This window comes from Streptomyces sp. EDA2-14 (genome assembly GCF_054963755.1).
On sequence record NZ_JBUEGE010000004.1, the window covers coordinates 451,016 to 472,860 of the forward strand.

Here is a 21,845-nt window from a genome sequence, read left to right on the forward strand (position 1 = left end):
GCGACTCCTCGGCACGGGGTGGTTGCAGGGTGAACGGATCGTTCAGTGGCACACCATGTCAGAAGAGGTCGCGCCGGTGAAGGCGGTGTCCACGGCTCGGTCACGCAGCCGGGGCGAGGGAAGAATTGCGCGCATGAGACGACTCGACGCACCGTTCGACCCGTGGGACCCGGCCCCCGTGAGCGAGGTCGTCGCTCGCTTCGAGGGGATCGGCGCGCCCTGGTGGGTGGCCGGCGGTCTCGCCATCGAGCTGGCCGCGGGGCGGCCCCTGCGCGCCCACGGAGACATCGACGTGATGCTGCTCCGCCGCGACCAGCACCTGGCCCACCAGATCCTGGACGGCTGGGAGTTGTGGGCCGCGGACCCGCCGGGCAGCCTGCGCCCCTGGGAGCCGGGGGAGGTGCTCGCGGCCGACGTGCACGACTTCTGGTGCCGCCCCGCGGGCAGCACTTCCTGGCGCATCCAGCTCATGCTCGAGGAGTCCGAGGGCGGGGAGTGGGTGTCCCGCCGCGACCCGCGCCTGCGGCGGCCGCTCGACGCGCTCGGCTTCACCGCCGCCGACGGCACACCGGCCGTCACCCCCGAAGTCCAGCTCCACTACAAGGCCAAAGGGCTGCGGCCCAAGGACGAGGTGGACTTCGAGGCGGCGCTGCCCGTGCTGGGGCCGGGGCAGCGCCGGTGGCTCGTCGACGCGCTCACCACCACGTACGGGGCCGATCACCCCTGGCGGGAGCGGCTGGCCGGCTGAGGCGTCAGGCCGCGGCCAGCCACAGGTCGGGACCGAACACCTCGTAGTGGATGTCGGCCGCCCCGACCCCCTTGGCGAGCAACTGCTCGCGCATGGCCCGCATGAAGGGCAGTGGACCGCACAGGTACGCGCGCGTGCCGGGCGCGACGGACACCTGCGTGAGGTCGGCGAGGCCCGTGTGCTGGGCGATCGTGGCCCCCTCCTCGTACCAGAAGTGGGCGGCGCCGTCGGGGAGTTTGGCGGCGAGGGCCGCGTGCTCCCTGCGCAGCGCGTGGGTGTCGGGGGAGCGGTCGGCGTGCACGACGGTGACCGGGCCCGGGTGCCGGGTGGCCACCAGGTCCTCCAGCATGGCGAGGACCGGGGTGCAGCCGATACCGGCGGAGACGAGCAGCAGGGGCGCCTCGTCGGCCGTCAGGACGAGGTCGCCGTACGGCGCGGAGACCCGCAGCCGGTCGCCCTCGCGGACGTGCGCGTGCAGGTGGTTCGACACCTCGCCGTCGGGCGTCGCGCCGCCGCCGTCGACCCGCTTCACCGCGATGGAGCGCCCCTCGGCCGCGGGCGCGCCGGTCAGGCTGTACTGGCGGATCTGCCGTGCCCCGTCGGGGAGTTCGATCTGCACGGACACGTACTGGCCCGCCTTGAACGCGGGGGCAGGGGCGCCGTCGGCCGGGCGCAGCAGGAAGGACGCGACGTCGGGGGTCTCCTCGGCGCGGGACACCACCTCCCACTCCCGCCAGACGTCGCCGTCGACCGCGCCCTGCTCCGCGTAGAGCCGCTGCTCGATCGCGATGAGGGCGTTCGCCATCAGCCAGTACACCTCGTCCCAGGCCGCCGCGACCTCCGGGGTGACCGCGTCGCCGAGCACGTCGGCGATGGCCTCGAAGAGGTGCCGGTGCACGACAGGGTACTGGTCGGCGCGCACACCGAGCGATGCGTGCTTGTGCGCGATGCGGGCCAGCATCACGTCGGGCCGGGCGTCCGGGGTGTTCACGAGGTGTGCGGCGAACGCGGCGATCGACCCGGCGAGGGCCTGGCGCTGGGACCCTGCCGCCTGGTTGCCGCGGTTGAACAGGTCGCGCAGCAGCTCGGGGTGGGCCGCGAACAGCTTCTCGTAGAAGAGGCCGGTGATGTCCTCGATGGCGGCGCCCACGGCGGGCAGGGTGGCGCGGACGACGGTGGCCGACTGGTCGGTGAGCATCGGCAGGACTCCTTAATCTGAATCTCAGATTCGTATTTAAAGGTGCGGGTGTTGCCCGGCTCGGAGAGGGTGCGAAGTGGGCTGCCGCCCGGCGCTCGGGGTGCCGGGTCAGCCCGGAGGGGGCGCGGGGCTGAGCGATACCAACAGTGGTCCTGTGGGGGCCTCGACGAGGTCGGCGAGGGTGAGCGGATCGAGCGTCGCGAAGAACGCCTCCTGCGCTGCGCGCAGCGCTCCCCGCAGTCGGCAGGCCGAGCGCAGGGGGCACGGTGTCGTCCCCTCGCAGTCCACGACGTCCCCCGGACCTTCGAGCTCCCGTACGAGGCCGCCGATGGACGCCGAGCGGCCCGCTCCCGTGAGCGCGAGCCCGCCGCCCCGGCCGCGCCGCGCCTCCACGAGCCCCATGTGCTGGAGCTTGGCGACGACCTTCGCGGTGTGGGTGTACGGCACCTCCATGGCGCCCGCGACCTCGCGCGTGGTGGGCTGTTCGCCCTCCTCGACCGCGAGTCGCATCAGGACGCGCAGGGCGAGATCCGTGAATCGCGTCAACCGCATGGCCGCAGAATATTAATGTTGCATCTGAAAGGCAAATTAAAGGGTGGGTGGGCGCAGCTTTCCCGCCACCTCGCCCAGCATCCGCAGGACGAGGCCGGTGACCGGCGCCGTCTCATGTCCTTCGCGCACGAACACGGACACGCGGCGGCGGTCCGCGGGGGAGAGTGGGCGGGCTACCACGTCGGCGTGCCGCAGCGACGACACCGCCATGCCGGGCACCAGCGCGATGCCCGCCCCGGCGGCCACCAGGCCCTGCACCGCGAGACCGTCGTCGGTGGCGTGGACGATGTCCGGCGCGAAACCCGCCTGCGCGCAGGCGGCGACGAAGTGCCCGCGGCACCTCCTGCACCCGGCTATCCAGGGCTCCCGCTCCAACTGCCCCAGCTCCACACGGCCTTGGTCGGCGAGGGCGTGCCCGGTCGGCAGGAGCACCAGCAGCGGGTCGTCGAGCAGCGGCAGTTCGACCAGACCCGACACCCCCTCGCCGTCGGCGGCGGCGTCACCGGAGAAGGCGAGCGCCAGATCGCACCGCCCCTCGCGCAGCGCGTGCAACGAGTCCGGTGGCTCCTCCTCCAACAGCTCGACACGGACGCCCGGATGGGCCGCGGCGACCCGGGCCACCGTCGTCGGCAGCAGGGTGGCGCTCGCGCCGGGGAAGGCGCAGACGCGCACCCGCCCCGATTCGAGGCGGGTGATCGCCCGCAGCTGGCCGTGCGCCGTCTCGATGGAGCTGAGGATGCCCGTGGCGTGCCGGGCCAGCAGCCGCCCCGCGTCCGTGAGGCGAAGCCCCCGGCCCGCCCGGACGAACAGCGGCGTGCCCGCGGCGCGTTCGAGCGCCTTCATCTGCTGGCTGATGGCGGGCTGCGTGTACCCGAGGCCCCGCGCCGTCGCCGCGTAGGAGCCCGTGCGCACGACCTCGGCGAACGTCTGGATGTGCCGCGAGTCAAACATGCGTACAAGCTATGGAGTTCACCCCGCAAGTCAAGATCGATAAGTGTTTCTTGGGGTGGGCAAAGAAACGCGATGTAGACCTTGCCGCAACGGTGCGTCAGTGTGTCCGAATCTCCGTGTTTCCCGAGGTCAGTGCCGGTCCAGCACCCCGGACCGACGTGCTCTCGGGCGTTCGTGCCGCGTACCGTCCGCCCCTCCACGTCCCAGGGAAGTACCGTGACCTCAACCGCACGCCTCGCCCGCCGCTGTGTCCCGCTCGCCGTCGCGGCCTGCCTCGTGGCCCTGACGACCTCGTGCAGCAAGAGCGCCGATGTCACGACGACCGCCGACGGGGCGAAGCTGGTCCACAAGGGCAAGCTGACCACCTGCACCCACCTGCCGTACGCGCCCTTCCAGTCGGAGAAGAACGGCAAGGTCGTCGGCTTCGACGTCTCCCTGATCGACCTCGTCGCGAAGCGGCTCGACGTCAAGCAGGACATCATCGACAAGTCCTTCGAGACCATCAAGACCGGCGCCGACCTCAACGCGGGCCTGTGCGACGTCGCCGCCGCCGGCATGACCATCACCCCCGAGCGCAAGCAGAACCTCGACTTCTCAGACCCCTACTTCGACGCCGACCAGGCGCTGCTCGCCCGCAAGGGAGTCGACGCGAAGAGCCTCGAGGACATCAAGGGCGGCAAGCTGAAGCTGGGCTCCCAGGCCGCCACCACCGGCGAGGACCTGGCACACAAGAAGGGCGTCGACTCGCAGTCCTTCGAGAGCTCCGACGCCGAGCTCAACGGGCTGCGCACCGGCCAGGTCGACGTACTGGTCCAGGACTACCCGGTCGTCCAGAACTGGCTCAAGGACTCCGCCGTCGCCGCCAAGTTCCGCCTCGTCGGCACCGTCCCCACCGGCGAGCAGTACGGCTTCGCCGTGAAGAAGGGCGGCAACCCGAAGCTGCTCGCCGCGATCAACAAGGCGATCGGTGAGGCCAAGAAGGACGGCACGTACAAGAAGCTGTACGAGCAGTGGATCGGCCCGATGCCGAAGGACGTGGCCGCCAAGTGAGCACCGTGAAGACACCGTCGGTGGACGGGGGTTCCGGACGGGACACACCGCGGCGGCGCATGTCGCCGCGCCGCCGCCGCAAGGTGACGCGCGCCGTCCAGTACGCGGTGCTGGTCGTCGCGGTGCTGCTGGCCGTGTCGCTCGCCGACTGGGGGCAGCTTCAGCACCAGTTCCTCGAACCGTCCGTGGCGCGCCGGATGTTCCCGGCGCTGATCACCACGGCGCTGGTCAACACGGTGATCTACACCCTCACCGGGTTCGGCGTCGGGCTCGTGCTCGGCCTTGTCATCGCCCTGATGCGGCTGTCCTCGGTGGCCCCCTACCGGTGGCTCGCCTCGATCTACATCGAGTTCTTCCGCGGACTGCCCGCCCTGCTGATCTTCATCTTCATCGGCGTCGGTGTGCCCCTCGCCTTCCCCGGTACGGCTCTGCCCGGTGGTGTCTACGGGCAGGTGGCCATCGCGCTCGGCCTGGTCGCCGCCGCGTACATGGCCGAGACCATCAGGGCCGGAATCCAGGCCGTGCCCCGCGGCCAGCTGGAGGCAGCCCGCACGCTGGGCATGTCGCAGACCCTGGCGATGCGCTCCATCGTCATCCCGCAGGCCTTCCGCGTCATCGTGCCGCCGCTCACCAACGAACTGGTCCTGCTGTTCAAGGACTCCTCGCTGGTCCTCTTCCTCGGCGTGTCCCTGGAGACACGTGAACTCACCAAGTTCGGCCGGGACCTGGCCGGCGAGACCGCCAACAGCACGCCCATCTTCGTCGCGGGCCTGTGCTACCTCCTCGTCACCATCCCGCTGGGCTATCTGGTCCGCCGCCTCGAGGCGCGGCACGCGAAGGCGAGGTGAGCGGGGGCATGACGCACCACAACGACACCGAGGACGTACGAAACGACACCGAGGACGTACGGAACGACACCGAGGACGTACGGAACGACACCGAGGACGAGGACACCGGCATGACCGCGGCCATCGAGATCCAGGGACTGCACAAGTCGTTCGGCGACCTGGAGGTGCTGCGCGGGGTGGACTTCACCGTCGCGCAGGGCGAGGTGGTCTGTGTCATCGGCCCCTCGGGCTCCGGCAAGTCCACCCTGCTGCGCTGCACCAACCTGCTGGAGGAGCCCACGTCGGGGCGGGTGGTGGTGGCCGGGGCCGACCTCACGGACCCCGACCTCGACATCGACCGCGTACGCCGCCGGATCGGCATGGTCTTCCAGCAGTTCAACCTCTTCCCGCACCTGAACGTGCTGGAGAACCTCACCATCGCGCAGCGCCGCGTCCTCGGGCGCGACCGCGAGGAGGCGGAGCGGACGGCCCGCGCGAACCTCGACCGCGTCGGTCTCGCCGACAAGGAGACCGCCTTCCCGGCGCAGCTCTCCGGCGGCCAGCAGCAGCGCGTCGCCATCGCCCGTGCGCTGTCGATGGGGCCCGAGCTGATGCTGTTCGACGAGCCGACCAGCGCGCTCGACCCGGAGCTCGTCGGCGATGTGCTCGGCGTGATGCGCACGCTGGCCGACGAGGGCATGACGATGATGGTCGTCACCCACGAGATGGGCTTCGCCCGCGAGGTCGCGGACCGCGTGGTGTTCATGGACGGCGGCGTGGTCGTCGAGGAGGGCACCCCGGAGCAGGTCCTGGTCACCCCACGCCACGAACGCACCCGCTCGTTCCTCGCACGAGTCGTGAACCCGGGAGACGCCCGAGCGCCTGCCGGCGGAGAGTCGTAGCGCCGGGAGGCCAGGGACCGCGCCCCCGGCCTGTGCGCTCGTCGGGCGCGTGCCCTTGGCCGGAGGTCCGTGTGCTTGTCGCGTGCGGCTTCTCAGTGGGTGCACGCTTCTGTCGGGGCCGCGCCCGGGGCGTGTGGGCGTCTGCCGGCGGGGAGTTGTAGCGGCGGGGGGCGCGCTCTTGGCGGGTGCGTCCTGCGGTCAGGCGTGCCCTGGCCAGGGGCGCGCTCTTGCGCGGCGCGTCCTCGTGTCCCGCTCGCGTGATCGCCCGGCCCGCCCTCTCTCACCCCGTCCGCGGATACGTCCCCCAGACGTCCGGGGCCACCAGGCGTTCGCGGGTGCCGTTGGGGGTCAGGATCTGGGCGCCCAGTTTCTGGACGCGCAGCGCCACGGTCGTCTCCATGATCTGGACCGCGGGGACCGTGCGGGTCAGGCGCTCCGCGTACTCGGCGAGCCCGGCGGGGGAGCGCAGCCAGGCGAGGACCAGCAGGTTGTGCGGGCCGGTCACGGACGACACGTTGCGGGTGCCGGGCTGGCGCAGCACCGCGGCGGCGGTCTGGGCGATCTGCCCCGGCGGCACGTTCAGGTAGAGGAAGCAGAGCAGTGGCCGTGTCGTGTACCGGGGCGCGAGCTTGACCATGTAGCACAGGCCCGAGCGGGCCTCCAGACGGTCGATGCGGCGGCGCACCGTCGTCTCGCTCAGGCCGCAGGCCTTGGCGAGGGCCGTCGCGCCGAGCCGGGCGTCACCGGCCAGCGCGTGGAGCAGGGCACGGTCGGCGGCGTCGGGCAGCCCGTGCTGCGGGGCGGCGCCGGGCGCGAGGTGCGGGGCGAGCGCGGACACCCGTCTTCGGCTGTCCGGGCCGAGCTGCTGGAGGCTGAGCGGAGAGATCGGTCCGTGCATCCCGGTGACCAGGTGCGCCCGGGTGGCCCGCACACCGGGCAGCAGATGCAGGCGCTCGCCCAGATACCGGTCGAGCGCCATGGTGTCGTAGCAGGCGTAGTAGACCAACAGGTCCGCCGCGCCCGCCAGATGCACCACGCACAGCGTGCCCGGATCGCGGGCGAGCTCGGCGGCGGTGGCCGCGACGCCGCCCGCCGTGCAGCGCACCTGGATCCACGCGGAGCACAGGCTCGTCCCACCGCCGAACACCGCGCCGGGCAGGACACCGCTCCACGCGACGCCGGTCTCCGTCAGCCGCGCCCAGCGCCGGGCGAGGGTGCCCGCGGAATGGCCGATCTCGTCCGACAGTTGGGCCCAACTGGCACGCGGGGCGAGCTGCAGTGCGTGAATCAGCGTCAGATCCGCCTCCGAAACGGCGGATTCCTCCGATTTCATGGACCTCCTTGTCGATACCCCGCACCTATCCGGAATGCTCTCGCCATGACGTAACCATGGGTAGTGCGGCGCGCCGGATGCGTCACCAGTCGCACGCGCGACAGGTGGCGCAGTACTCATCGAAGTACACGTCGCGGTGATCGTCCATCGGATACGTGATTTCGGTGAAGGTGTGGGTCGGTATGAGTGAAGGGCAGTTGAAGGCGCGTGAGCGCGAACTGGCGGCGCTGCTCACGCGGTTGGCGTCCTGGCGCCTGGTGTCGCTGGTGGGCCCGTCGGGAGCGGGCAGGACACGGCTCGCGCGGGAGGCGGTCCAGCAGGTACGCGCGCGTGGCGGGCGCGACGTGGTGTGGGAATCGGGGGCCGGGCTCGACGCGAGCGTGCTCGGCGGCGTCCTGGTCCGGCTGCGCCACCGGTTCGGCGCCCGGCCGGGACGGAGCGTGCGGACCCGTCCGCTGCTCGTCCTGGACGACTGGGAGCACCTCGGCGGCGCGGGGACCGACCTGCTCGCCGCGCTCCTGGAGGACGTGCCGGGGCTGACCGTGCTGCGCATCTCGGACCGCCCGAGCTGGCTGCGCGGCGAAGCGGTGCACCGGCTGCCGCCGCTGCGCGGACACGCCGCCGTCGACCTGCTCGCCGACGCGGCGGGACCGTGGCTGCTGGCCGACCCCGAGACCGCCACCCGCGCCACCGCCCTCGCCCACCGCCTCGACGGCCTGCCCGGCCCGCTCCTGGACGCGGGCTGCCGGCTGCGCGGCCCCGCCGATCTGGCGCCCGTGGAACGCCGCCCGTACACGTCGCGGGCGGTCGCGATCGCCGAGCGGTCCTACGCCCGCAGCAGCCGCGGCGAGCGCCTGCTGCTGCGCCGCCTCGCCGTGTTCGAGGCGGGCTTCGACCTGGACGAGGTGCGCGAGGTGTGCGCCTCCGGCGAGCTGCCCGCCGAGCGGATCCCGGTCCTGATGGCGCGGGTCGCTCCCTTCGCTCTCGTGCCGGGCGACCCCGGCGGGGACGGCGGCCTCGCGGGCAGGCCGCGGACCCGGCTGACCGGGCCGATGCGCGAGGTGTGTCTGCGCGCCCTGGACGCGGCGGGGGAGCGCTGGGCGCTCGTCCTGCACCACCGGCGGTGGTGCGCGGGACTCGCCCGGCGGGCCGCCGCGCAGTGGAGCCGGGGGCGGCAGCGCGAGGCGCGGGCCCTCGTACTGCGTCAGCTGCCGGACCTCCACGTGGCGATGGACCCGCGCACGGGCCCCTTCCCGCCGACCGCGGAGTCGGGTGTCGCCCTCGACACCGTGCTGCACCTCTGGTTCCTGTGGGTGGCGTGCGGGCGGGCGCAGGAGGGGCGGACGGCGCTGCGGAAGGTGCTGCGCCTGCACCAAGGCCCCGTCCCCGCCCGCGCGTGGTGGCTCGTCGGATACCTGGAATCGCTGAGCGGGGACGCAGAGGCCGCCGAAGCCGCCTTCGTGAGGGGCGGCCTGGCGGCCGAGCGGGACGGCGACGACCGGTGCCTCGGCCTGATCGCGTTCACGCGGGGGATCGCGGCGCTGCGCCAGGGCCGGGTCCGCGAGGCCGCCGGCGCGTTCCGGTCCGCCCTCGAAACCCTCGGCGAGACACCGGGGTTCGGGCCCGGCGGCTCCCCGTGCCGGGCGGCCCTCGCGCTCGCCCTCGTCCGTGCGGACCCGGAGGCCGCGCAGGATCTGGTGCTGCCGCGGTCCGGGGCGACGGAGGTGCACGACCCCTGGGCGGAGGCGTGGCTCGGACACGCGCAGGCCGAACTGCTGCGCTGGGACGGCGGTCCGTTGGAGGTCGCCGCCGAGGAGGCGGGCCGGGCCCTGCACAGCCATCTCGCCCACGACGACACGGCGGGCGCGGCCTGCACCGCCGAACTCGCCGCGGACATCGCGGCGGCCCGCGGCCGGCCCGCCCTCGCTTCCGAACTGCTGCGCAGCGCGGACGAGTTGCGCGGTGGGCAGCACGGCTCGGTCAGGTACTGCGCACCGGTCCGCCGCCGCGTGGAGGCGGCGCTGAGCCCGCGCGCCCGGGCATCGAAGGCGTCGCGCCGGGCGGCGGCGGTGGTGGGGTGGAAGGTGTCGTGACCCGGCCGGCGGTGGGTGGTGCGGTCTCAGGCGGTCGGCACCTTGTCCAGGAATCCCCGCGCGTCCCGGATCCGCCCCGCGTCGTCGAGTACGAGCACGTCGAAGCCGATCGCCAGCGGTTCGGCGCCCTCGGGGCCCAGGCCCCACTGGAACCGCATCTGCCGGTGGTGCGCGTCCACGTCGCCGACCTGCGTGAACACGCAGCCGGGGAACTGCTGGTGCACCCCGTCGATCAGCGCGGCGAGCGCGGCGTGGCCCGCCACCTCGGCCAGCGGGTCGGTGTAGGTGGCGTCGGACGCCCAGTGCTCGGCGATGAGCTTCGTACGCTGCTCACCCTCCGCGTTCCAGGTGGCGAGGTAGGCGTCGACTGCGGAGTGCGTGGTCATGGTCGAACCTCCGATGTGATGCGGTGTGTTGACGGGAACCACGGTGGCCGGGCGGCGCCGGAACCTCCATGACCTCACAGGTCATGGAAAGCGCGCCCCACCGACGTACGCTCACCGCCATGAGCACCCTCGTGGACGCCGCCGACACCCTGGACGCCGTGGACACCCGCGCCGTCGGACCGCTGTTGCGCGGCTGGCGCGAGCGCCGCCGCTTCAGCCAGCAGGAGCTGTCGAACCGCTCCGCCGTCTCCACCCGGCACCTCAGCCGCGTGGAGACCGGCAGGGCGCACCCGACGCCGGAGATGATCCTGCACCTGGCGGACCACCTCGACGTCCCGCTGCGCGACCGCAACCAGCTGCTGCTCGCGGGCGGCTACGCGCCCCAGTACCGGGACCGGGACCTCGCGGACGCCTCGCTCGCGGTCGTCATGGACGGGCTGCGGGGCCTCCTCGACGCCCATATGCCCTACCCGGCGCTGCTGTTGGACACCTACTGGGACGTCGTCGACGCCAACGACGGGGTCGCGGCGCTGCTCGAAGGGTGTGCGCCGCGGCTCCTCGAACCCCCGATCAATGTCATCCGTCTGTGCGTGCACGAGGAGGGCCTGGCCCCACGGATCCGCAACTTCACCCAGTGGGCCTCCCACCTGCACCACCAGTTGGTCCACCGCGCCGAACGCACCCACGACCCGCGCCACTTCGCCCTGGCCGAGGAGACCGCGCGGCACCTCACCGCCGTCCCCCGCACCGCCCCGACGGGCAGCCCGGTCCTCACCCTGGAACTCACCGTGCCGAGCGCGGGACCGCTCCGCTTATTCAGCACCTCCGCACAGCTCACCACGCCCGCCGACGCGGCCCTGGAGGGGCTGCACCTGGAGACGTTCCTCCCGGCGGACGCCGGGACGCGCCGCCACTTCGAAAAGAACTCGTAGGCGTAACACCGCTCTTGGTAGGACGGGGAGATGACCGAGGACACTCCGGCCGACGGGCCGCTCGACCCGCTGCACCGACTCCTGGCGGAGCGCGCCTGCGAGCGCCTGATCCTGGAACTCGTGCGCCGCCTCGACCTCGGGGACCCCGGCACGGTCTGCGAGCTCTTCACCCCCGACGGCGTCTGGGAGTGGCCCGAGGACAACCGGCGGATCCAGGGCACCGAGGCCCTGCGCGCCTACTTCGGCGGCCGCCCCGCCGACCGCCTGTCCCGGCGGCTGTGCACGAACATCCTGGTCACCGTCGAAACCCCGGACACCGCCACCGCCACCACGTACTTCGTGACCCACCGGGTCGACGGTCACACCGACGGCACCCTCGTCCCGCCCCGCCCGCCCGCGAACATAGGGCACTACGAGGACACCTTCCGCAAGGTGGAGGGGCGTTGGCTGATGGAGCGGCGCACGCTGGTCCTGGCCTTCGGCGGTCCCACGGAACACCTGGGTGGTGCCGGGCGGCCGCGCTGATCCGCGGGGCGGCGTCAGGCCGGCTGCCAGAGCCGGGCCAGTGCCGACTCGGTGAGCACCTCGTCGGGGCGGCCCTGCCCGGCGAGGTGTCCGTCCCGCAGCAGCAGGCAGGCATCCGCCGCGCGCGCGGCCGCCAGGTCGTGGGTCGCCTGCACGACCGTCACACCCTCCGCCGCGAGGTCCGTCAGCAGTGACCCGATGCGATCGCGGGCCTCCGGGTCGAGTCCCGTGGTCGGCTCGTCCAGGAGCAGCAGGTCGGACTCCTGGGCGAGTCCCTGCGCGATCAGCGTGCGCTGGCGCTGCCCGCCCGACAGCTCGCCCAGCTGCCGTGCGGCGAGATGACCGACGCCGAGCCGGTCGAGTGCCGCGTCGACCGCGGCCCGGTCCCGCCGCGTCGGCCGACGCCAGACGCCGAGCCCGCCCCAGCGCCCCATGTCCACGGTCTGCCGCACGGTCAGCGGCAGCGTGTCCCCGACGGCCCCGCGCTGCGGAACGAAGGCGGGCCGCCGGTCCCCGTCGTGCCGGACCTCTCCCGATGTCGGCCGGATCACACCGGCCAGCACACCGAGCAGCGTGGACTTGCCGCTGCCGTTCGGGCCGACGAGCGCGGTCGTCTCCAACTCCGCGATCCGGCACGACAGTTGATGGAGGACCGGGCGGCCCGGATAGCCGGCACAGAGGTCGGTGAGCTGGACACGGGTGGCCCGGCCGGGGTGCGGGGCGGGCGAGACAGTCGGTTTGTTGAACATGATTTTCATTGTACTGTCCTCGCATGGAGTGGTTGACGGCCCCGTTCGAGGTGGCCTTTGTTCAGCGCGCCCTGTGGGGCGGTGTCCTGGTGTCCGCGATATGCGCCCTCGCCGGGACGTGGGTGGTGCTCAGGGGGATGGCCTTCCTCGGCGACGCGATGTCCCACGGCCTGCTGCCCGGTGTCGCGTTGGCCGCACTGCTCGGCGCGAGTCCTGTGCTGGGTGCGGTCGCGAGCGCGGCAGTGATGACCGCGGGGGTGACCGCTCTGGGCCGGGCCCGGCGGGTGTCCCGTGACACCGGGATCGGGCTGCTGTTCGTCGGGATGCTCTCGCTCGGCGTGATCATCGTGTCGCGCTCCCAGTCCTTCGCCGTGGACCTCACCGGAATCCTCTTCGGCGACGTCCTCGCCGTACGCGGACAGGACCTCGTCCTGCTCGGGGCGGCGCTGCTGGTGGCGCTCCTCGTCTCCGTGCTCGGCCACCGGGCCTTCCTGGCCCTGGCGTTCGACTCCCGCAAGGCGCACACCCTGGGCCTGCGCCCGCGGCTCGCGCACGCCGTGCTGCTCGGCCTGCTGGGGCTCGCGATCGTCGCCTCGTTCCACATCGTGGGCACGCTGCTCGTCCTCGGCCTGCTGATCGCACCGCCCGCCACGGCCCTGCCCTGGGCGCGCAGTGTCCACGGGGTGATGGCCGCCGCCGCGCTCGTCGGAGCCGCCGCCACCTTCGGCGGGCTGCTCCTGTCCTGGCACCTGGGCACCGCCGCGGGCGCCACCGTCTCGGCGCTCGCGGTGACCCTCTTCTTCCTGTCCCACCTCGCCTCCGGCGTCCGCCACCGCCGCACACGCCAAGCCGTGTCCACCGCTCCCGCCCCCGTGCTCGAAGTCGACCGAAGGAATTCGGAGGCACTGTCTTGATATCCAGAAACACCGCCACGCGATGGGCCTCGGTCCCGCTGGCGCTCACCGCGCTGCTGGTCGCGGGCTGCTCGAACCAGGAGGACAACGACCGCACATCGGCGGCGAGTTCGCCGTCCACCACTCCGCACGGTTACGTGCCGGGCGCCAAGGAGGGCGCCGAGCAGCAGTCCCGGCTGCTCCTCAACGACCCCGACAGCGGGGCCACCCGCGTCCTCGACCTCGTCACCGGCAAGGTGACCCGGACCGACCGCGCCGCGGGTGCCTCCCGCCTCGCCACGGACGGACGCTTCGGCTACCTCCAGGCATCCGGCGACACCCACGTCCTCGACGGCGGCTCCTGGACCGTCGACCACGGCGACCACGTCCACTACTACCGCGCCGCGATCCGCGACGTCGGCGAACTGCCCGTCGGACAAGGCGCGTCCGTGCGCGCCGACGTCGCGGTGACCGCCGTGACAGGGAAGGACGGACGGGCGGCCCTGTACGACCGCGCACAGCAGGAGCAGGGCGACCTCGTGCGCACCCGCACGCTGCCGGGCACGCACACCGGACCTGTCATCCCGTACGCGGAGCACCTGGTGGGCCTCACCGACGAGGACGGCACCACCAAGCTCACCGTCCTCGACCGCAAGGGCAAGCGGGTCGCCGCCCCGGACGCGGAGTGCGAGGACCCGCGCGGTGACGCCGTCACCCGCCGCGGCCTCGTGCTCGGCTGCGCCGACGGCGCCCTGCTCGTCCGCGAGGACAAGGGCCGCTTCACCGCCGAACCGATCCCGTACGACAAGGACGTACCGGCCGCCGAACGCGCCACCGACTTCCAGCAGCGCCCCGGCAGCGACACCCTGACCGCGCGGGCCGGGGACGACGCCGTGTGGATCCTGGACGTCACCGAGCGCACCTGGAAGCGGGTGGCGACCGGGCCCGTCGTCGCCGCGAACACCGCCGGGGAAGGAGCGCCGCTGCTCGTCCTGGAGACCGACGGCGCACTGCACGGCTACGACCCGGAGACGGGCAAGGAGACCACCCGCACCAAGCGGCTCCTCACCGGGAAGCCGAGCACCGAGAGCGCCCCCGTCGTCGAGGTCGACCGCAGCCGCGCGTACGTCAACGACCCCGAGGGCAAGCAGGTGTTCGAGGTCGACTACAACGACGACCTGCGCCTCGCCCGCACCTTCGACGTCGACATCGCCCCGGCGCTGATGGCGGAGACCGGCCGATGAGCGCGGACGAGGCGAAGAAGCGCGTACGGGTCGGCACCGCACGGCTGCGCAGCCTGCTGCTGGGCCTGCTCGCCCTCGCGGCAACCGCCACCCTGACGTCCTGCGCCACCGACGGAGACCGGCCGCGCATCGTCGTCACCACCAACATCCTCGGCGACGTCACCCGGCAGATAGCGGGCGACCAGGCCGACGTCACCGTCCTCATGAAACCCAACGCCGACCCGCACTCCTTCGGCCTCTCCGCGCGGCAGGCCGCCGACCTGGAACGGGCCGACCTGGTCGTCTACAACGGGCTCGGCCTGGAGGAGAACGTCCTGCGGCACGTCGAAGCCGCCCGCGCCTCCGGCGTCGCGACCTTCGAAGCGGGCAAGGCGGCCGACCCGATGACCTTCCGTACGGGCGACGGCGACGGCGACGAGGACGGACAGGCCGACCCGCACTTCTGGACCGACCCGGGCCGGATGCGCACGGCCGCGAGCCGCATCGCCGACCAGATCACCGAGCACGTCGACGGCATCGACACGGGCGAGGTGCGGGCGCGGGCCGACCGCTACGACAAGCAACTCGCGAAGCTCACCACGTGGATGACGGAGTCCTTCGACGGCGTCCCCGAGGACCGGCGCGCCCTCGTCACCAACCACCACGTCTTCGGCTACCTCGCCGACCGCTTCGGCCTCCGCGTGATCGGCGCGGTCGTCCCCAGCGGCAGCACTCTCGCCTCGCCGAGCTCCGCCGACCTCCGCTCCCTCACGCAGGCCATGGAACAGGCCGGAGTACGCGCCGTGTTCGCCGACTCCTCGCAGCCCACGCGCCTGGCCGAGGTGCTGCGCAAGGAGCTGGGCGGCCGGGTCCAGGTCGTGGAGCTGTACTCGGAGTCGCTGACGGCGAAGGGCGAGGGCGCGGACACGTACCTGCGGATGATGCGCGCCAACACGACCGCGATGACCAAGGCCCTGACGGCCGGATGAATACCTACGAAAGGAAACACACGCAGGTGAACACCCACAGCGTCACGAAGACCACCCGCAGGAGAGCCGCCACCGCGACGGCCGGACTCCTGGCGGTGTCCGCGCTCCTCACCGGATGCGGGAGCGAGGACACCGAGGACACCAAGGCGGGCAAGGCGGCCGGCGCCGCCAAGGCGGTCAAGGACCCGATCGTCGCCGGCTTCGACGGCGGCCTCTACGTCCTCGACGGCAAGAGCCTGAAGCTCGGCGGCACGATCGATCTGCCCGGCTTCAACCGCCTCAACCCCGCCGGGGACAAGGACCACGTCGTCGTCTCCACCGACAGCGGCTTCCGCGTCATGGACGCCACTCAGCAGCGTTTCACCGGCGTCGAGTACAAGGGCTCCGAACCGGGCCACGTGGTCCGCCACGCGGGCAGGACCGTGCTGTTCACCGACGGCACCGGTCAGGTGGAGGTCTTCGACCCCGCCGACCTCGGCGGCGACAAGAAGCCCGAGGGCCGCAGCTACACCTCGGCCGACGCCCACCACGGCGTGGCCGTCGAACTGCGCGGCGGCGAACTCCTCACCACCCTCGGCACCGCGGAGAAGCGCACCGGCGTGCTCGTCCTCGACAAGGACAACAAGGAGATCGCCCGCAACGAGAAGTGCCCCGGCGTGCACGGCGAGGGCGCCGCCAAGGGCGAGGCCATAGCCGTCGGCTGCGAGGACGGCGTTCTCGTCTACAAGGACGGCGAGTTCACGAAGATCGACGCCCCGGACGACTACGGCCGCATCGGCAACCAGGCCGGCAGCGACGCCTCCCCGGTCCTCCTCGGCGACTACAAGACCGACGCCGAGGCCGAACTGGAACGCCCCACGCGGATCTCCCTCGTCGACACGGAGAAGAAGAAGCTCCGCCTGGTCGACCTCGGCACCAGCTACTCCTTCCGCTCGCTGGCCCGCGGGCCGGAGGGCGAGGCGCTGGTCCTGGGCACCGACGGAAAGATCCACGTCGTCGACCCGGCCACGGGAAAGGTCGAGAAGAAGATCGACGCCGTCGGTGAGTGGCGGGAGCCCCTGGACTGGCAGCAGCCCCGGCCCACGCTGTTCGTCCGCGACCACACCGCGTACGTCTCCGAACCCGGCAAGAAGGCCCTGCACGCCATCGACCTGGAGACCGGCGAGAAGATCACGTCCGTGAAGCTGCCGAAGGGCACCAACGAACTGTCCGGCGTGGTGGCCGGCCACTGACACGCATCCCCCGCGGTCCGTGGGACCGCGGGGGCATTCTCGTGCCGTGCTCGCTCAGACGGACCGGTGGTACTGGTCCGGGACGTGGCTCTCGGCGCCCAGCTCGCGCGCCGCGTGCCGGGCGAACGACGGGTCGCGCAGCAGCTCGCGGCCGACGAGGATCGCGTCGGCCTCCCCGTTCGCGAGGATCTTCTCGGCCTGCTCGGGCTCGGTGATCAGGCCGACCGCGGCGGCTGGGACCCCGGCCTCGTTGCGCACACGCGCCGCGAAGGGAACCTGGTAACCGGGGCCGAGGGGGATGCGGACGCCCGCCGCGTTGCCGCCCGTCGACACGTCGATCAGGTCCACGCCGTGCTCCTTCAGCTCGGCGGCGAAGCGGACGGTGTCGTCGGCGCTCCAGCCTTCGCCGTCCTCCAGCCAGTCGGTGGCGGAGATACGGAAGAGCAGCGGCAGCTCATCGGGCCACTCCGCGCGGACCGCGTCGACGACCTCCAGGGCGAACCGGGTGCGGTTCTCGTAGGAGCCGCCGTACTCGTCGGTGCGCTTGTTGGAGTGCGGGGAGAGGAACTCGCCGATGAGGTAGCCGTGGGCGCCGTGCAGCTCGACGACCTCGAAGCCGGCCTCCCGCGTGCGGCGGGTGGCGTCGACGAACTGCTGGACGATCTCCTTGATGCCCTCGACCGTCAGCTCGGCCGGGACCGGGTGCTGCTCGTCGAAGGGCACCGCGCTGGGCGCGACGGCATCCCAGCCGTACGCGTCCGGGCCCACCGGCGCGCCGCCCTTCCAGGGCTGGTCGGTCGAGGCCTTGCGGCCCGCGTGCCCCAGCTGGATGCCCGGCACCGTGTTCTGCGACTTCAGGAACGAGGTGATCCGGCGGAAGGCCTCGACCTGGGTGTCGTTCCAGATGCCGAGGTCCTGCGGCGAGATGCGCCCCTCGGGGGAGACGGCCGTCGCCTCGACGATGATCAGGCCGGTGCCGCCCGCGGCGCGCGCCCCGTAGTGCTGGAAGTGCCAGTCGTTCGGGGCACCCGTGAGCGGACCCTCGGGAGCCGCGCTGTACTGGCACATCGGCGGCATCCACACGCGGTTGGGGATGGTCAGGGACCGCAGGGTGTAGGGCTCGAACAGTGCGCTCACGGCGGACTCCATTCGGTTACGGATCGCGTCATCGCCTCGCGGGTTGCACGAGGAGCTGCCTTGTACGATAGCCACCGTAGTACGGCGGATGTCAAACTACGATAGCTCTCGTACAATGTCCGTGACGCCCCGCAGGCGTCGAGCCGCCCGCACCACGGACCGCGAAGGGGAGTCGTCCATGACGGCCGCAGCACCGCACACCGAGACCGCCACCGGCGGTCGCACGCTCGCGCACCCCGACCGCGCGGAGATCCGGCTCGAATCGGTGCTGCACGCGCTCTCCGACCCGATGCGTCTGGCCGTCGTCCGGGAGATCGCGACGTCCGAGGCGGCCGAGCTGTCCTGTTCGCAGATCGACCTGCCCGTCACCAAGTCCACCACCACGCACCACTTCCGGGTGCTGCGCGAGAGCGGCGTGATCGAGCAGGTCTACCGGGGGACCGCCAAGATGAACGGCCTGCGCAGGGCCGATCTAGACGCGCTCTTCCCCGGCCTGCTCGACAGTGTCCTCGACGCGGCTGCCCGGCAGAGCGACCGGCTCGGCGGGAGCTGAATCCGGCGAACCGGCCTTCTGCGGAAGGTGGTTGAACAGGAGGTTCAGCGCGATCGCCGTCAGACAGCCCGCGCTGATCCCGCTGTCCATCACCGTCTGGAACCAGTCGGGGAACTTCTCGTAGACCGTCGGCACGCCCACCGGGAGCAGCCCGACGGCGACCGAGACCGCCACCACGGTCAGATTGCTGTTGCCCTCGAAGCCCACCTTCGACAGGGTCCTCAGCCCGCTCGCCGCGACCGTCCCGAACATCACCAGACCCGCGCCGCCGAGCACCGGCGACGGGATCGCGGCGACCACCGCGCCCAGCTTCGGCAGCAGGCCGAGCAGGATCAGGATGCCGCCGGACACGGCGACCACCCACCGGCTGCGCACCTTCGTCATGCCGACCAGACCCACGTTCTGCGCGAACGCCGTGTACGGGAAGGTGTTGAAGACGCCGCCGAGGACGGTGGAGAAGCCGTCGGCGCGCAGCCCGTCGCCGAGCGCGCGCCGGTCCACCGGGCGGCCGGTCATCTCGCCGACCGCGATGAAGTCGCCCGTCGTCTCCGTCATCGTCACCAGCGCCACCACCAGCATCGACACGATCGCCGCCAGGTGGAACTCCGGGGCGCCGAAGTGGAACGGCGTGCTGATCCCGAACCAGTGCGCGCCCCCCACGGCCCCGAAGTCCGTGAACCCGGCCGGTATCGCCACCGCAGTGCCCGCCACGATGCCGACGAGGACCGCGATCCGGCTCAGGGCCGGCGGCGCGAACCGCTGCACGGCGAGGACGAGCACCAGGACGAACGCCGCGAGGCCGATGTTCCGCGGGTCGCCGAAGTCCTTGGCGCCGGAGCCGCCCGCGGCCCAGGTGCCCGCGGTCGGCAGCAGCGACAGGCCGATGATCAGGATCACCGTGCCGGTGACCAGCGGCGGGAAGAAGCGCAGCAGGCGGCCGAAGACCGGGGCCAGCAGCATCATGGCGAGCCCCGCCACGATCACCGCGCCGTAGATCGCCGGCAGCCCGCCGCCCGTCGTGCCGATCAGCACCATCGGTGACACGGCCGCGAACGTACAGCCCTGCACGATGGGCAGCCGGATGCCGAACCGCCACACGCCGACGCACTGGATGAGTGTGGCGACACCGCACACCAGCAGGTCGGCGGTGATCAGATACGCGAGGTCGGCGGGCGAGAGCCGCATCGCGCCGCCCACGATCAGTGGCACGGCGACCGCCCCCGCGTACATGGCGAGAACGTGCTGAAGACCGAACGCCACCAACTGGCGTGCGGGCGGGACCTGGTCCACGGGGTGCGTTGTCATGCACGAGAACGTAGAGACCTTGAACGTTTTGTTGATTTCCGCCGTGTTGCCGCTGCGTGTCCTCGCCGCCGGACCGGGTCGGGTTGTCTACGAACCGCGGGCCGCGCTCAACAGGCCGTCCCAGTCGGGGATCTTGACGGAGCCGCGCCCGAGGCCCCGCCCCAACTCCGCCTCGGCCCGCTCGATCGCCCGCCACCCGTCCCACGGCACGGGCCGCGCCCCCGCGGCGATCAGCCCGGCCAGCGGATCCCGCGCGGGTCCTTCCCCGTCCCGTACGAGGACGGCGGCGTCGTCCAGGAGCGAGGTGACGGTCTCCTTGGCGCAGGGCCGGTTGGTGCCGATCACCCCCGTCGGGCCGCGCTTGATCCACCCGGCGACGTACTCGCCCGGCGCCACCCGCGCATCCCGCAGCACCCGCCCCGCCGTGTGCGGCACGGTGCCACTGCCCTCGTCGAACGGAAGCCCCTCCAGCGGCACCCCGCGATACCCCACCGACCTCAGCACAAGACCCGCGCCGACCACCTCGAACACCCCCGTACCGACCACGCCCCCGTGCCCGTCGGGCCGCGTCCGCTCGAAGCGCACCCCGGCCACCCGCCCGTCGTCGCCCGCGAGCAGCTCGACGGGCCTCAGGTGGAACCGCAGATGGATCCGGCGGCGCGCACCGCGCGACGGCTCGGCGGCCCAGCCGCGCAGCACCTCCACGTTGCGCCGCTGGGCGGTGGCCAGGCCGGACGGGTCGTTGTAGGCCGGATCGAGCGCCAATTCCCGCTCGTGCAGGACTACGTCCGTGTCCGGAAGTCCGCCCAGTTCACGCAGCTCCTTCGTGGTGAAGCGGGCCTGCGAGGGGCCGCGCCTGCCCACCATGTGCACGTCCCGCACCTCGCTCGCCCCGAGGGTGCCGAGCGCGGCGTGCGGGATGTCGGTGGGCAGCAGTTCGGCGGCGCCGCGGGCCAGCATCCGAGTCACGTCGACCGCCACATTGCCCACGCCGATCGCGACGGCCGCGCGCACGCCCCGCACGAAACCGCCGTCGAACGCGTCCGGGTGGGCGCTGTACCAGGCCACGAAGTCGGTCGCCGACCAGCTGCCCGGCAGGTCCTCGCCCGGCACCCCGAGCCGCCGGTCGGCCGCCGCGCCCACGCAGTACACCACCGCGTCGTACAGCTCCAGGAGCTTGGCGGGCGGCAGGGCCGGGCCGACCTCCACCCCGCCGAGAAAACGCACCCGCTCGTCCTCGAGGATCGAACGGAGGTTGTTCTGAAGGGACTTGATCTTTTCATGGTCCGGAGCGACCCCGTAGCGCACGAGCCCGTACGGGCAGGGCAGCCGGTCGAGCACATCGACACGCATGTCCGGCACGCGGTCCTGCCGCACGAGCCCCTGCGCGGTGTAGACCCCGCTCGGACCCGAACCGACGACGGCGATGTGCGGCACGGGAGGCTCCCTCCACCGAGCTGCTGATGTTCCACAGCATGACACCGGGAGGCGCGGTGGGGGAGAGGGCGCGGCGGCGCGCCGCGCGGGAACGTCAGGACATGTCGCGCATCCGCTCGATCTCGGTCGTCTGCTGCGCGATCACGTCGTCCGCCATCTCCTCCACCTGCACGTTGTTCCCGCCGCTCTTGACCTCCGTGGCCATCGTCACGGCCCCCTGGTGATGCGTGATCATCAGCTTCAGGAACAGCTCGTCGAACGCCGCGCCCCGCGCCGCCTCCAGCTTCTTCAGCTGCGCGGGCGTCGCCATCCCCGGCATCTCCCCGTGCCCTTGGTGGCCGCTCGCCCCGGTGTCCTTGTCGTACTTCTGCAGCCAGCCGCGCATCGCGTCGATCTCCGGCCCCTGCGCGGCGGCGATCCGCTCCGCGAGCCGCTTGACCTGAGCCGACTTGGCGTGTTTCGCGGCCAGTTCGGTCATCTCGACGGCCTGCTGATGATGCTGGATCATCATCTGCGCGTAGCCGACGTCGGCGGAGTTCGGGGTGTCGTCCGCACCGCGCCGCTCCGCGTCCTTGGCCGACAGCGTCTCGGCCGCGTCGCCCGGCTTGCCCGGCGCGATGACCGAAGGGCCGGTCGAGGCAGCGGAGTCGGCCTTCTCGCCGTCGCCCGATCCCGCCGAGTCGCACCCGGTCAATGCCAGCGCCGCCGCCAGCGCGGCAACGGCAACCTTCATGACGATTACGTTGCCATCTATTGATCTGTGCATGAGGAGGACGATACTCGGAGAGATCCGTGAACCGTTCACGTACGAACGAAGTCACCGTCATCAA

At 72.2% G+C, this 21,845-nt stretch carries 22 protein-coding genes; 12 read left to right on the top strand and 10 right to left on the bottom strand.

The features are described 5' to 3' along the window. Positions 1-133 precede the first annotated feature (133 nt). Positions 134-748 carry a nucleotidyltransferase domain-containing protein gene (locus ACY34M_RS15270; protein WP_462718180.1) on the top strand — a complete coding sequence of 205 codons (615 nt, stop codon included), beginning with the start codon at positions 134-136 and terminating at the stop codon, positions 746-748. 4 nt (positions 749-752) lie between these two features. On the opposite strand, the gene ACY34M_RS15275 is transcribed toward ACY34M_RS15270, so the two are convergent. The 3 genes from ACY34M_RS15275 to ACY34M_RS15285 form a co-directional block, all read right to left on the bottom strand. Next, positions 753-1,946, bottom strand: a complete 1,194-nt coding sequence (locus ACY34M_RS15275; RefSeq protein WP_462718181.1) for a globin domain-containing protein — start codon at positions 1,944-1,946, stop codon at positions 753-755. Positions 1,947-2,054: 108 nt separating this feature from the next. Beyond that, a complete protein-coding gene (locus tag ACY34M_RS15280) occupies positions 2,055-2,498 on the bottom strand; it encodes an RrF2 family transcriptional regulator (protein WP_462718182.1) in 444 nt (147 codons plus the stop codon). A 36-nt stretch (positions 2,499-2,534) separates the two neighbouring features. Then, the gene (locus tag ACY34M_RS15285) at positions 2,535-3,449 is read right to left on the bottom strand and encodes a LysR family transcriptional regulator (RefSeq protein ID WP_462718183.1); all 915 of its coding nucleotides are present in this window, start codon (positions 3,447-3,449) and stop codon (positions 2,535-2,537) included. A gap of 216 nt (positions 3,450-3,665) precedes the next feature. Between ACY34M_RS15285 and ACY34M_RS15290 the strand changes: the two genes are divergently transcribed. From ACY34M_RS15290 to ACY34M_RS15300, 3 genes are all read left to right on the top strand, one after another. Then, positions 3,666-4,499 carry a transporter substrate-binding domain-containing protein gene (locus tag ACY34M_RS15290; RefSeq protein WP_462718184.1) on the top strand — a complete coding sequence of 278 codons (834 nt, stop codon included), beginning with the start codon at positions 3,666-3,668 and terminating at the stop codon, positions 4,497-4,499. 59 nt (positions 4,500-4,558) lie between these two features. Further along, the gene (locus tag ACY34M_RS15295) at positions 4,559-5,347 is read left to right on the top strand and encodes an amino acid ABC transporter permease (protein ID WP_462718250.1); all 789 of its coding nucleotides are present in this window, start codon (positions 4,559-4,561) and stop codon (positions 5,345-5,347) included. Between the two features lie 110 nt (positions 5,348-5,457). Beyond that, positions 5,458-6,228 (top strand): amino acid ABC transporter ATP-binding protein, encoded by a 771-nt coding sequence (locus tag ACY34M_RS15300; RefSeq protein WP_462718251.1) that lies wholly within the window; start codon positions 5,458-5,460, stop codon positions 6,226-6,228. Positions 6,229-6,508: 280 nt separating this feature from the next. Here ACY34M_RS15300 and ACY34M_RS15305 read toward each other — a convergent pair whose 3' ends face one another. Next, complete coding sequence (locus ACY34M_RS15305) at positions 6,509-7,561, bottom strand: Lrp/AsnC family transcriptional regulator (protein ID WP_462718185.1); 1,053 nt, start codon at positions 7,559-7,561, stop codon at positions 6,509-6,511. Between the two features lie 182 nt (positions 7,562-7,743). Between ACY34M_RS15305 and ACY34M_RS15310 the strand changes: the two genes are divergently transcribed. Further along, the gene (locus ACY34M_RS15310; protein WP_462718186.1) at positions 7,744-9,654 is read left to right on the top strand and encodes a hypothetical protein; all 1,911 of its coding nucleotides are present in this window, start codon (positions 7,744-7,746) and stop codon (positions 9,652-9,654) included. 26 nt (positions 9,655-9,680) lie between these two features. On the opposite strand, the gene ACY34M_RS15315 is transcribed toward ACY34M_RS15310, so the two are convergent. Continuing rightward, positions 9,681-10,040 carry a nuclear transport factor 2 family protein gene (locus ACY34M_RS15315; protein WP_462718187.1) on the bottom strand — a complete coding sequence of 120 codons (360 nt, stop codon included), beginning with the start codon at positions 10,038-10,040 and terminating at the stop codon, positions 9,681-9,683. Positions 10,041-10,159: 119 nt separating this feature from the next. Here ACY34M_RS15315 and ACY34M_RS15320 point away from each other — a divergent pair, with 119 nt between their 5' ends. Both ACY34M_RS15320 and ACY34M_RS15325 read left to right on the top strand, forming a co-directional pair. After that, positions 10,160-10,972, top strand: coding sequence for a helix-turn-helix domain-containing protein (locus tag ACY34M_RS15320; RefSeq protein WP_462718188.1), 813 nt, complete (start codon positions 10,160-10,162; stop codon positions 10,970-10,972). 30 nt (positions 10,973-11,002) lie between these two features. Beyond that, a complete protein-coding gene (locus ACY34M_RS15325; RefSeq protein ID WP_462718189.1) occupies positions 11,003-11,497 on the top strand; it encodes a nuclear transport factor 2 family protein in 495 nt (164 codons plus the stop codon). 14 nt (positions 11,498-11,511) lie between these two features. On the opposite strand, the gene aztA is transcribed toward ACY34M_RS15325, so the two are convergent. Continuing rightward, positions 11,512-12,255: a zinc ABC transporter ATP-binding protein AztA gene (aztA, locus tag ACY34M_RS15330; RefSeq protein ID WP_462718190.1), complete on the bottom strand. Its 744-nt coding sequence runs from the start codon at positions 12,253-12,255 to the stop codon at positions 11,512-11,514. Positions 12,256-12,269: 14 nt separating this feature from the next. Between aztA and aztB the strand changes: the two genes are divergently transcribed. The 4 genes from aztB to aztD are packed head-to-tail and all read left to right on the top strand — an operon-like array spanning position 12,270 to position 16,583. After that, positions 12,270-13,160 carry a zinc ABC transporter permease AztB gene (gene aztB, locus ACY34M_RS15335; RefSeq protein ID WP_462718191.1) on the top strand — a complete coding sequence of 297 codons (891 nt, stop codon included), beginning with the start codon at positions 12,270-12,272 and terminating at the stop codon, positions 13,158-13,160. Next, positions 13,157-14,383, top strand: a complete 1,227-nt coding sequence (locus ACY34M_RS15340) for a hypothetical protein (RefSeq protein WP_462718192.1) — start codon at positions 13,157-13,159, stop codon at positions 14,381-14,383. The genes aztB and ACY34M_RS15340 overlap by 4 nt, the downstream gene beginning before the upstream one ends. Then, positions 14,380-15,351 carry a zinc ABC transporter substrate-binding protein AztC gene (gene aztC, locus ACY34M_RS15345; protein ID WP_462718193.1) on the top strand — a complete coding sequence of 324 codons (972 nt, stop codon included), beginning with the start codon at positions 14,380-14,382 and terminating at the stop codon, positions 15,349-15,351. Before ACY34M_RS15340 ends, aztC begins: the two co-directional genes overlap by 4 nt. Positions 15,352-15,377: 26 nt before the next feature. Continuing rightward, positions 15,378-16,583, top strand: a complete 1,206-nt coding sequence (gene aztD, locus ACY34M_RS15350) for a zinc metallochaperone AztD (RefSeq protein WP_462718194.1) — start codon at positions 15,378-15,380, stop codon at positions 16,581-16,583. Positions 16,584-16,637: 54 nt separating this feature from the next. On the opposite strand, the gene ACY34M_RS15355 is transcribed toward aztD, so the two are convergent. Continuing rightward, positions 16,638-17,720 carry an NADH:flavin oxidoreductase/NADH oxidase gene (locus tag ACY34M_RS15355; RefSeq protein ID WP_462718195.1) on the bottom strand — a complete coding sequence of 361 codons (1,083 nt, stop codon included), beginning with the start codon at positions 17,718-17,720 and terminating at the stop codon, positions 16,638-16,640. A 178-nt stretch (positions 17,721-17,898) separates the two neighbouring features. Between ACY34M_RS15355 and ACY34M_RS15360 the strand changes: the two genes are divergently transcribed. After that, positions 17,899-18,273: an ArsR/SmtB family transcription factor gene (locus tag ACY34M_RS15360; protein ID WP_462718196.1), complete on the top strand. Its 375-nt coding sequence runs from the start codon at positions 17,899-17,901 to the stop codon at positions 18,271-18,273. Here the strand turns inward: ACY34M_RS15360 and ACY34M_RS15365 are convergent. The 3 genes from ACY34M_RS15365 to ACY34M_RS15375 form a co-directional block, all read right to left on the bottom strand. Then, a complete protein-coding gene (locus ACY34M_RS15365; RefSeq protein WP_462718197.1) occupies positions 18,193-19,578 on the bottom strand; it encodes a nucleobase:cation symporter-2 family protein in 1,386 nt (461 codons plus the stop codon). The genes ACY34M_RS15360 and ACY34M_RS15365 overlap by 81 nt on opposite strands. A gap of 87 nt (positions 19,579-19,665) precedes the next feature. Next, the gene (locus tag ACY34M_RS15370; RefSeq protein WP_462718198.1) at positions 19,666-21,015 is read right to left on the bottom strand and encodes a ferredoxin--NADP reductase domain-containing protein; all 1,350 of its coding nucleotides are present in this window, start codon (positions 21,013-21,015) and stop codon (positions 19,666-19,668) included. 94 nt (positions 21,016-21,109) lie between these two features. Then, on the bottom strand, positions 21,110-21,748 hold the full coding sequence (locus tag ACY34M_RS15375; RefSeq protein ID WP_462718199.1) for a DUF305 domain-containing protein: 639 nt from the start codon (positions 21,746-21,748) through the stop codon (positions 21,110-21,112). Positions 21,749-21,845 lie beyond the last annotated feature (97 nt).